This window comes from Methylobacterium sp. J-078, assembly GCF_022829285.1.
In the GTDB taxonomy this organism is placed as follows: domain Bacteria; phylum Pseudomonadota; class Alphaproteobacteria; order Rhizobiales; family Beijerinckiaceae; genus Methylobacterium.
The window spans coordinates 1-10,597 of record NZ_JAKSYI010000002.1 but is presented as its reverse complement, the minus strand read 5'-3'; the positions used below and the strand labels follow the sequence as shown (position 1 = coordinate 10,597).

Annotated in this window: 7 protein-coding genes and 2 pseudogenes; 7 read left to right on the top strand and 2 right to left on the bottom strand. The window is 60.8% G+C overall.

The genetic code is table 11. The features are described 5' to 3' along the window. Positions 1–172, top strand: a pseudogene (locus tag MKK58_RS00075) (ISL3 family transposase); the annotation flags it as partial. Between the two features lie 152 nt (positions 173–324). Here MKK58_RS00075 and MKK58_RS27035 read toward each other — a convergent pair. Then, positions 325–504, bottom strand: a pseudogene (locus tag MKK58_RS27035) (transposase family protein); the annotation flags it as partial. A gap of 459 nt (positions 505–963) precedes the next feature. Between MKK58_RS27035 and MKK58_RS00070 the strand changes: the two are divergent. Then, positions 964–2,271, top strand: coding sequence for a UDP-glucose dehydrogenase family protein (locus MKK58_RS00070; RefSeq protein WP_243910192.1), 1,308 nt, complete (start codon positions 964–966; stop codon positions 2,269–2,271). A gap of 76 nt (positions 2,272–2,347) precedes the next feature. Continuing rightward, positions 2,348–3,355, top strand: coding sequence for an NAD-dependent epimerase/dehydratase family protein (locus MKK58_RS00065; protein ID WP_243910191.1), 1,008 nt, complete (start codon positions 2,348–2,350; stop codon positions 3,353–3,355). A gap of 176 nt (positions 3,356–3,531) precedes the next feature. On the opposite strand, the gene MKK58_RS27030 is transcribed toward MKK58_RS00065, so the two are convergent. Continuing rightward, positions 3,532–3,834: a hypothetical protein gene (locus MKK58_RS27030; RefSeq protein WP_409565148.1), complete on the bottom strand. Its 303-nt coding sequence runs from the start codon at positions 3,832–3,834 to the stop codon at positions 3,532–3,534. A gap of 1,037 nt (positions 3,835–4,871) precedes the next feature. Between MKK58_RS27030 and MKK58_RS00055 the strand changes: the two genes are divergently transcribed. The 4 genes from MKK58_RS00055 to MKK58_RS00040 all read left to right on the top strand — a co-directional run. Beyond that, complete coding sequence (locus MKK58_RS00055; RefSeq protein ID WP_243910189.1) at positions 4,872–5,162, top strand: transcriptional regulator; 291 nt, start codon at positions 4,872–4,874, stop codon at positions 5,160–5,162. A gap of 176 nt (positions 5,163–5,338) precedes the next feature. Continuing rightward, the gene (locus MKK58_RS00050) at positions 5,339–5,965 is read left to right on the top strand and encodes a hypothetical protein (protein WP_243910188.1); all 627 of its coding nucleotides are present in this window, start codon (positions 5,339–5,341) and stop codon (positions 5,963–5,965) included. A gap of 2,175 nt (positions 5,966–8,140) precedes the next feature. Continuing rightward, entirely contained in the window at positions 8,141–9,865 is a 1,725-nt protein-coding gene (locus tag MKK58_RS00045; RefSeq protein ID WP_243910187.1) for a type I secretion system permease/ATPase, read from the top strand. After that, on the top strand, positions 9,865–10,597 hold a 733-nt coding region (locus MKK58_RS00040), incomplete at its 3' end, for a biotin/lipoyl-binding protein (protein WP_243910186.1). The genes MKK58_RS00045 and MKK58_RS00040, both read left to right, overlap by 1 nt.

The window sequence follows — 10,597 nt, the reverse complement described above, 5'->3', positions numbered from 1 at the left end:
GTTCGCTGCTGGTCTGGAGCGGGACGGAGCGGCGGTGCGTGCCGCGTTGACGACGTCATGGAGCAACGGTCAGGCGGAGGGTCGGATTAGCCGCCTGAAAATGCTCAAGCGGACGATGTACGGACGCGCAGGCTTCCCCCTGCTCCGACGGCGTGTCCTCCTCGCTGTGTAAACCACGCAAACTGAGGGAGAACCGAAACGGCTCTTGCTCACTTTGCGTGGATCACGCGGCCAGCCGACGCGTCCGCCGAGCCGACGGCGCAACAAGATCGGATGCGGGCTTGGCGAAGATACGCCGGGGACAGCAGTCAAGCAATAGAAGCGTCGGCCCTCGATGTTCAGTGTCGTTCGTAAGGTGGAGACTGGCAGATCGGCCGGGTGACGATGATAGCGGCAATGGACGGATCGGCTTGTCTGGACGCAGTTGGGACACCGACCAACTTCTCCGTCAAGATGAACCTCGACCGTGGGGTGGTTGGAGCCCTGCTCGACGCAGCGACCGATGCGGCACTGGGAAGGGCAGACGGGATAGGCATGTCTTCCACGATGGGAAGCTCAGCCTAGGCCGTCACCGACCCGAGTCAATCGGCCACCATCCACGCAAAGCGAGCAAGAGCCACAGAAACGGGGCAATCCCAATCTCAATTCATCGGACTATGTCAGTGAGCTATCCTTCATGATCAACGTTGGTCGGTATAATATCAAGTATTAGTGAGCCTGACCCATAGGTCAGTCTCCCTAAGGTCCGATGGACGACCGCCGCCGCGCCGTCGCACGGGCAGACCTCGATGAGTCAGGCTCATCGAGGTCTGGTATAATAGCCGTTTTGTTAGATGCTCTAGGATTCCAAGCAGGCACACGCGCTTTACAGGCTGCAGGAAAATACAAGGCGACACGAAAATGTGCCCTTGCTGTCAGCTACTGCAAAGGGTTATCTATTGGCGTCGCTTGTTGGAGATTTAAATGCGCATTGTGATGGTCGGGTCGGGTTATGTAGGCTTGGTTTCCGGCGCCTGCTTCGCAGATTTTGGACACAATGTTGTCTGTGTCGACAAGGATCCGGGCAAGATAGAGGCGCTGAATGCCGGACGTATGCCGATCTACGAGCCGGGACTCGAGATTTTGGTGGCTGATAATGTTAGTCAGGGACGTTTGAGCTTCTCGACTGACCTCGCTCCTGTGATCGCTGGTGCAGACGCCGTGTTCATCGCAGTGGGCACCCCTTCCAGGCGCGGAGATGGTTTTGCTGATCTTTCTTATGTGTTCTCCGCAGCCCGTGAGATCGCCCGCCTCGTCGTTGGCTTCACCATCGTTGTCACCAAGTCGACCGTGCCGGTAGGCACAGGCGACGAGGTCGAGCGCATCATCCGCGAGACCAACGCGAATGCCGAAGTGGCGGTTGTGTCCAATCCGGAATTCCTGCGCGAGGGTGCAGCTATAGATGACTTCAAGCGGCCCGACCGCATCGTGGTTGGTACTCAGGAGGAACGTGCCGAAGCTGTGATGCGGGAAATCTACCGGCCCATCTACCTTAACCAGGCGCCCATCCTAGTGACCGACCGGCGCACCGCCGAGCTGACCAAGTACGCCGCCAACGCCTTCCTCGCCACTAAGATCACTTTCATCAACGAGATCGCGGACCTGTGCGAGCAGGTGGGCGCCAACGTGCAGCAGGTTGCCCGCGGCATCGGCCTCGACAACCGCATCGGCGCCAAGTTCCTTCACGCCGGCCCTGGCTACGGCGGCTCTTGCTTTCCCAAAGACACTCTGGCCCTTGTCAAGACGGCCCAGGATGCCGGAACCCCAGTTCGCCTTGTCGAGACAGTGGTGGCAGTGAATGACCAGCGCAAACGTGCTATGGCCCGCAAGGTGGTCTTGGCCTGCGGGGGCTCCGTGCGCGGTAAGACGATCGCTATCCTGGGCCTGACGTTCAAGCCCAACACAGACGACATGCGCGACGCGCCGGCACTTTCCATCATCACCGGCCTTCAGGACGGTGGGGCGACGATCCGCGCCTACGACCCAGAGGGCATGGCGGCAGCGCGTTCACTTCTATCCGACGTCACCTACGCCAGCGACGCTTATGATTGCGCGCAGGGCGCCGACGCCTTAGTCATCGTCACAGAATGGAACGCCTTCCGGGCGCTGGATTTCATCCGCCTGCGCGATGCCATGCAGACCCCTGTTCTGGTCGACCTCCGCAACGTTTATGCGCAGAATGTCGTACGGCGGCATGGCTTTCAATATGTGAGCATCGGACGTAAATCGTGAAGCTTTGTTGCACCAAATTTGATGAATTGAGCGGTTTTCCGTTTCATTGGACAATAGAAGTTGCGGACGTGGACAAATGCATTTCTTGGTGACGGGCTCCGCCGGCTTTGTCGGCTACCACCTTAGCCGCCGGCTTTTGGCTGAGGGGCACACTGTCACAGGCTTTGACGCGTTCTCCGATTACTACGATGTAAATTTAAAACATGCCCGCCACGGCGAGCTGAGTCGGCATGCAAGCTTTGACGCGATAAAAGGCCAGCTGGAAACGCCGGGTCTGTTGGTAGATGTCTTGGGGCGTGTGAAGCCCGACATCATCTTCCACTTCGCGGCGCAGGCTGGGGTCCGATACAGTTTGGAGAACCCGCAGGCGTACGCAGACGCCAACCTCATCGGTAGCTTCAACCTCTTGGAGGCCGTGCGTGCGCATCCCGTGCGCCACTTGCTCCTGGCGTCCACCAGTTCAGCCTACGGCGGCAACACGCAGCTCCCTTTCCGAGAGACGGACCGGACCGTCACACCTCTTACCCTCTACGCCGCGTCAAAGCTCGCGATGGAGGCGATGGCGCATTCCTACAGCCATCTCTTTGCCATCCCGACAACGACGTTCCGCTTCTTTACAGTATATGGGCCATGGGGGCGACCCGACATGGCGTTGTTTCTCTTCACACGGAAGATCCTCGCAGGCGAGCCGATCGAGGTCTTTTCTGGGGGAAGCGCTGAGCGCGATTTTACGTACATCGACGATCTCGTCGACGCGATTCGTCGCTTGGCGGACGTGCCGCCTCCTTCGGGTTCAACAGGCCCAATCTCCGAGGCAGACACACTAAGTAACTGTGCACCGTATCGCCTGGTGAATATCGGAGGCGGGAAACCCGTCCGCCTTGATGCCATGATTGATGAACTTGAAAGTGCCCTTGGCCGTCAAGCAGTCCGTATATCCAAGCCACTCCCTCCAGGCGATGTCGCCCGGACAGCCGCAAACACGGAACTCCTTCGAGCGCTTATAGGTCAGGTGCCGCGGACGCCGACAGCCAAAGGAATTCCGGCTTTTGTGGCTTGGTACAAACAATATTACGGCGTCTGATTGGTACCGAAAGCGGCACCGTCGACCGTAGCCGCCTGCGGTGGGGCTTGGATTGCGACTTGCGCCGTTACTCCTATTTCAGCCCACTCTTAAGAAGGCTTGGGTTGGGACCATAGGCAATCGGCCGAGTCCGTCCTCGAGCGCACCAGCAGCGGGTCTGATGAAGATGGTGCAACCTAATCGCCCTCCCGAATTGCGGAGTCGATGCCACCTAGAGATCGCCAACGGCTCTCGCGCGGGACGACAGTGCCATTGACCTTGCGCTTAAGCGCAGAGGCACGCGAGCCTGGCAGGGGACGAGCGCTAACCGCAGCACCGAGATGGCGAATCTTCTGCCGCTTGGCTTTGGCGGTTCGGGCGTGATCCCCCTTCGTCTTCTCGCGTCCACACGCTTCATGGGCAGGCCCCATATTCTGAAGATCGTCGGCCCCACCGAGCTCAAGGGCGCGAATATGTTCGACGATCCAGCGCTCACGCACGCCGTCAATGCGCCGGCCACACACCACGCAGTTGCCACCCGTTCGCTCCTAGGCCTGGAGCCGACGCCGGGCTGACAAAGCCCCGCGTCGCGTTGTACCAACGTCATCAAGAGCGACGTACGGCATCGCAGCACTCCCCCGGAGAAGATGGACGGCCAGAAAGCGCTTTCAGCGCGCGATGGGAGAGGTCCTCCCAATCAAGCAGCAGCTGCTCGTAGCGTTCGATCAACGCCCTGAGCTCCGCGTCCTCCTCTCGACTCACGAGCTTCACTTGGAGCCCCAACGAGGCCACGGTTAGACGTGCGGGATTAGCCGCGCAGCTGCGCGGTCGCTTCTGGGTCATCGTGAGCCTCTGGGTAAGATTGGATGATGAGTGGATAAGATGGGACAATCGCGCGAACCGCTGCGAGCCGTTCGCTCAGAGCAGCGGTGAGGTCACGTCGGCGGCGCGCTCGAGAGAAGTTGCTGTTGCGGCTGTACGCTAGACAGGCTCGACGAACGAGAGCTGCGACACACAAGCATCATGGGCGGTTGCAATGATGCTGCATCCGCAGGACAAAGAGTGTTCTCTGTGTGTACTGTGGCCGGCGCAGACTGAGGTCTGGCGCTGACCGATATCTTCTGCATTTGCGCCTCGCGACGGCTCTCACGCGAATCAGCCGCTATCCTTGCTGCCTTGGCTGCTTGCCAGGTCCCCTTCAGAGCAGCAGAGATACAGGTTCGCCAAGCCTCGCCGGTCACCGCACGGCGAGCTTTTGCCGCCAGGACCGCTGAACACATGATAGCTCGCCGATCATAGGCTCCCGCTACGAAGAGAGGACGAACGCAAGCAGAGGCTCGGGCTCGCAGAAGCGCGACTTTTTGGAATGCCTGTTGGCGGCAATGAAAGGCGCGCTCACCAGGAGCGAAACGGATGCGATCCGCTCGAATATCGCGTATGGCAGCAGACCACGAAAGAGTTCGGGATGAGGGCATCACATTGATCCACTTCCGATCTTGTGATCGTTTTAATATCACCTGATTGCTGGCAGATCAAGATGGCATTTTCTGGCGAAGGCTTACTCACAGGCGCGCAGGTACGCGCAGCTCGCGCCCTCCTGCGATGGAGCGCAGAGGAACTCGCCGAATCTGCTCGACTAGGCGTCGCTACCATTAGACGAGCTGAACTACAGGACGGACCCGTCACATCTACAGCGGCAAACGTACGAGCGATCCGAAGTGCTCTTGAACATGCCGGTCTCGAATTCATCCCAGAGAACGGAGGAGGAGCTGGTGTTCGCTTCCGTCAAAGACATTCGATGATAAAGCAGAACTCAGATTCGCTCTAACTGGAAACGCGGAAAAACGAAGCTGTCCCAATTTGAGTGGCAACATGCTGCGATAACAAGCAGGACTCTGCACTCATTTCATGAACATTTTCTAATTTCCATTTCTGGCACGCTTGAACTAAATAATCAGAACGGGTCAGGAACATACACGTACGAACTGAGGCAGGAGCCCCGCAGTGGCGAAGAGATCGAACTCGCACCCGGTAGCGCTCGAGCAGATGCGTTCAACGTGGAACGATTCGCTGCCTCAGTCACAAGTCATGCTAACCGGTGAGGATCCGGAGCAGTACTCTCGAATCCTCCGCGAAGTCGGGCATAGCGTCGAACCCGTCGACATCATTGAGGAGTTTTGGGTCCGGGACGTCACCGACCTGCTCTGGGAGGTACTGCGCCTGCGCCGGCTTAAAGGCTGCCTTTTGGCAGCTTCAGTAAGCCAAGGCCTCACTCAGGTCCTTGGGTCTATCGTCGGCCTTTCGGAAGCCATTGAACTTGTGGGGGGATGGTGCAGGGGAGATCAAAGCATGAAAGACTTAGTCCACCACATTCTAGACAGCGCGGGTCTCTCGTTTGACGCCGTGCTGGCAGAAGGCCTCGCAGCAAGAATCAACGAGGTTGACCGAATTGATCGGATGATCGCGAGCGCTGAGAGCCGGAGAAATGCAATCCTGCGCGAAATTAGCCGCCACCGCGACGCTGTCGCGATGAAGCTCGCACGCGCCAGCGAAGCGATTGAGGAAGCAGAATTTGCGGAAATCAGCCCAACGGACGATGTGAAAGCTTGTATCGATGGTCAGCAGCCGTAAGCAGCAAGCCAATCGGGCGAACGCTCAGGGCAGTACAGGCCCGCGTACCACAAAAGGCAAGGCCCGAGCTTCGCAGAATGCGCAGCGGCACGGCCTAGCGACCTCTGTCGTTGCGAACCAAGACTACCAAGCTGAAATCGATCAACTCGTAGGTGCAATTCTTGAAAGCTGCGGCCCTGGCGCCAACTTGGAACTCGCGACTCGGGTTGCGGAGGCACAAGTTGATTTGAATCGCGTCCGGTGTGTGCGTCACCAGCTCATTGAGTGCGGGCTACGGGAGCCAATTACCGCTGATGATAGGCGGCTTGCACTTGTTTCCAGACCTAGCAAGTTCATACTCCGCATCTTACCAGATATGCTCTCTAGTCGTGTCTCTGGCAGGCAAATGTCTGGCAATTCGCTTGAAGGCTCGTTGCTTAGAGTGCCGACTGAGTCTTCCGCAGAACGTGAAGCCCTCATGCTGGCTGATATCGCCATAGAATTAGTTAGACTCGACCGATATGAGAAGCGGGCCTTGTCCCGGCGTAAGTTTGCGATTCGTGCCTTTGACGCCGCTTCGATTGATCCCGCAAAAATATCGCCTGCTCACGTCAAGTCGGCAACTCACGCGGCTCAGGATCCTCCCAGCGACTGTAAGCCAAGCAATTGAATGTTCGCAATTTTAGTTCGAACCTCAAAGTAAACTCAAAAGCAGCAATTTTTAACCATCAAGCCCAAGGTCAATTACCTGGCGCGTGTAAGATTTAAGGCAGCCTACGTAAAAATAAATTTCTGGCAGTAATATTTTCCGCAGTATTTTATTCGGTGATTATATTCATAGATTATATATTTGATTTCAGTATCGGACCTCTTTATCTCGGACAAGGTATGATATAAATTTTATATATCAAATTATTTCATATTTTTATCGAACGATTATGTGTCACACACTGTCATCTGCGACTTAAGCGGGATCCCCCAATTAACTCTACTCATTGGGTAGAACACATGACTGTTGAAGATGGAAATTTGGGGTTTCTGCCTTTCCGCAAACTTAATAGGAGCCTGGACGACCGCAGAAGTGACTCGCCTCTCAGCGCTGAGAAAGCAGTAGGGCGTGGCTTAGTATGTGCAGGAGTTCCCGCGTGTGTCTGTGAGTGCCAGGCGGCCAAACCAACATCCCAACAAGGGAGCAAACCACCCATTCTATGGTTAAGCCGGTCCCCGCGTGGTCCAGCCCATTTGCATTTCGGCAGAACAAAGCCACCGTGCATTTAAGCGCCGGACTATAGGAGTTCAGCATGGTACCGGGAATGTTTCGCCGATCCATTCGGCCACGACGTTCTCGTTCATCATCAACGCGACCATCGTGGCCCACCAAGCCCAAAAATTGATCCGGCAAACGAATAAGGAGCCTTAAAAAGAAATTTTCCCTGATGTTTGTACAACGTTATGCATTCCAATAAGCGCTCTATGGTCTTTGGCGCACCTGTGCCTTAAAAGCGCCGTCAGGATAGGGGCGGTCGTCGTAATGGACCCTTCGTGCTGCTGTGATGACGAGAGAAGTGGAATCTATCATGATCAGCAGCATACCGGTACGTCGGCTCCTTGCCGCTTCGACACTTGTCGTTCTCAACCTCGCGTTTCGGTCGTCTTCGACGGAAGCGCAGTCATCAATTCCGGACGCCACGATGAGCCAAGGGGCTCGGATGGAGATCATCATGCGTCAGAACAAACTGGACGCGGAGATGAGAGTCAAGAACGATGCCGTTCGCGATGCCCGACTTAATCGCGCTACAGGCTCGATCTGTGCTGGCTGCGTTGGTCCTGATTCCTCGGTTCAACCCCGCAAAAGCGTTGTGACACGAAAGAAGGCTGCATCGCCTAGAGCGCAACCAAACGACCGGTCATTAGCTGGCGGTGCTGATTAAGTTACGGATTTTTCTCTTCTGGAAACACGGATCTGTAAACTTGGAATTATATAAAGCTTCGCTGCGCAGGACCAAAACCGGGTGGCGGCACAACGCGGGATGTGATTCGATCCCTGGGTTTGAAGGCTGAGGAAGATGCGATGGCTAATCCTGTGCCGCTGCGCTCGGATTTTGATGCGGCAGCCTTGTATACGGGCGATAATCATCGCCGCTACCGACGAGACATGATCGGTGCTTCGGCAGCGTGAGAAGAAGGCGATCTATCATGAAGGCCCGAGATACGGCCGAGCTGGTCTCGGCGCTCGCACAGTGTCGCACAGCGTTCGTCGGGGTGGGCCTGATGAGCGGGCTGGTGAACGTGCTCTACCTCACGGGCTCGTTCTTCATGCTCGAGGTCTACGATCGCGTCATCCCGAGCCGCTCCGTGCCCACCCTGGTGGGCTTGTGCGTGCTCGCCCTGGTGCTCTACGGCTTTCAGGGGATGCTCGAGACCCTGCGCGCCCGCGTGCTGGCCCGGGTCGGCGCCGCCCTCGACGAATCCTTGAGCGGGCGCGTCTTCGACATCGTGGTGCGGGCCCCCCTGAAGGGCGCCGCGCCCAGCGACGGCCTGCTCCCCTTGCGCGATCTCGATTCCTTACGCAGCTTCCTCGGCGGTACCGGGCCCGGTGCGTTCTTCGACCTGCCCTGGATGCCGGTCTACCTCGCCATCTGCTTCCTGTTCCATCCCCTGATCGGGGTCGCGGCCCTGGCCGGCGCCGTAGTGCTGGCCACGCTGGCCCTCCTCACCGACCGGGCCACCCGCGACCCCACCCAGAAAGCCACCGGCCACGGCCTGCGCCGCAACGGCCTGGCGGAAGCCGGGCGGCGCAACGCCGAGGTGCTGGCGGCGCTGGGCATGCAGGCGCGCTTTGCTGACCGCTGGGGGCGCGCCAACGGCGACTACCGCCTGGCCCAGCAGCGCGCCTCCGACATCGCCGGCGGCTACGGCGCCGGCTCGAAGGTCTTCCGCATGGCCCTGCAATCGGGCGTGCTGGCGCTCGGCGCCTACCTCGTCATCAACGGCCAGGCCAGTGCCGGCATCATCATCGCGTCCTCCATCCTGGTGGCCCGCGCGCTGGCGCCGGCCGAACTCGCCATCGCCAACTGGAAGGGCTTCGTCCAGGCCCGCCAGTCCTGGGCCCGCCTGTCCGAGCTCTTCGCCCGCATGCCGGCACCGGGCCAGCCCCACGCCCTGCCGGCGCCCTGCCGCTCCCTCCAGGTCGAGAGCATCAGCGTCGCGCCCCCCGGCACCCAGCGCCTCGTGGTCCAGGACGTGAGCCTCAGTCTCCAGGCCGGCCAGGGCCTCGGCGTCATCGGCCCCTCGGCCTCGGGCAAGTCGAGCCTAGTGCGGGCCCTCATCGGCGTCTGGCCGGCGGTGCGCGGCAAGGTCCGCCTCGACGGGGCGGCCCTCGACCAGTGGTCGGCCGACGACCTCGGGCCCCATCTCGGCTTCCTGCCCCAGGAGATCGAGCTGTTCGCCGGCACCATCGCGGAGAACATCGCCCGCTTCGATCCGGCCGCCACCCCGGAGGCCGTGATCGCCGCCGCCCGGGCGGCGGGCGTGCACGAGCTCACCTTACGGCTCTCGGAGGGCTACGACACCCGCATCGGCGAGGGCGGGGCGGGGCTCTCGGCCGGCCAGCGCCAGCGCATCGGCCTGGCCCGCGCCCTCTACGGCGACCCCTTCCTCGTCATCCTCGACGAGCCCAACGCCAACCTCGACGCCGAGGGCGAGAACGCCCTCACGGGGGCGATCCTCGGGGTCCGCCGGCGCGGCGGCGTCTGCATCGTCATCGCCCACCGCCCCTCCGCGCTCGCCGCCCTCGACCTCATCCTGATGATGGCAGACGGCCGCGCCCAGGCCTTCGGCCCCAAGGACGAGGTCTTGAAGCGCGTCCTGCGCCCGGCCTCCGTGCCGGCCTCCCCCGCCGCCCTGCAGGAGCGCGCCTGATGGCCCTCGCCCTCGACACCGGCCCCGCGGCGGCACTGGACCTGCCGCGCCCCACCGCCCAGGGCTCGATCCGCCGCCACCTCGCCCTCGGCCTCGGCCTCGGGGTGCTCCTCGTCGTCGGGGTGGGGGGCTGGGCCACCCTCACGCAGATCTCCGGCGCCGTGATCGCGCCGGGCCAGCTCGTGGTCGAGTCCGACGTCAAGAAGGTCCAGCACCCCACCGGCGGGGTGGTGGGCGAACTGCTGGTCCGCGAGGGCGCCCGGGTGAAGGCCGGCGACGTGCTCATCCGCCTCGACGAGACGCAGGTGCGGGCCAACCTCGACATCGTCCTCAAGGCCATGGACGAACTCGCCGCGCGGCGCGCCCGCGACGAGGCCGAGCGCGACGGGGCCGAGCGCATCGCCTTCCCGCCCGAGCTCCTGGCGCGGCGCGACGCCGACCCGGGCGTCGCCCATCTCATCGAGGGCGAGACCCGGCTGTTTACCGCGCGTCTGGCCGCCCGCGAGGGCCAGAAGGCGCAGCTGGGCGAGCGCGTCCAGCAGCTGCGCGAGGGGATCAAGGGCCTGGGCGAGCAGGTCGGGGCCAAGGCCCGCGAGGTCGGCCTGATCACCGGCGAGCCCGAGGGCGGGCGTGAGCTCTGCGCCAAGAACCGGGCGGCGCTCGCTCGCCGCAACGCGCCGGACGTGGACGCCGCCCGCGCCCGCGGCGCGCCCGGCCTCGCCGACGGCTCGC

What these genes read in the sequence shown, in the direction of transcription:
- MKK58_RS00070 (WP_243910192.1), top strand. Translation starts at nt 964, where the DNA reads ATGCGCATTGTGATGGTCGGGTCGGGTTATGTAGGCTTGGTTTCCGGC.
- MKK58_RS00065 (WP_243910191.1), top strand. Translation starts at nt 2,348, where the DNA reads ATGCATTTCTTGGTGACGGGCTCCGCCGGCTTTGTCGGCTACCACCTT.
- MKK58_RS00055 (WP_243910189.1), top strand. Translation starts at nt 4,872, where the DNA reads ATGGCATTTTCTGGCGAAGGCTTACTCACAGGCGCGCAGGTACGCGCA.
- MKK58_RS00045 (WP_243910187.1), top strand. Translation starts at nt 8,141, where the DNA reads ATGAAGGCCCGAGATACGGCCGAGCTGGTCTCGGCGCTCGCACAGTGT.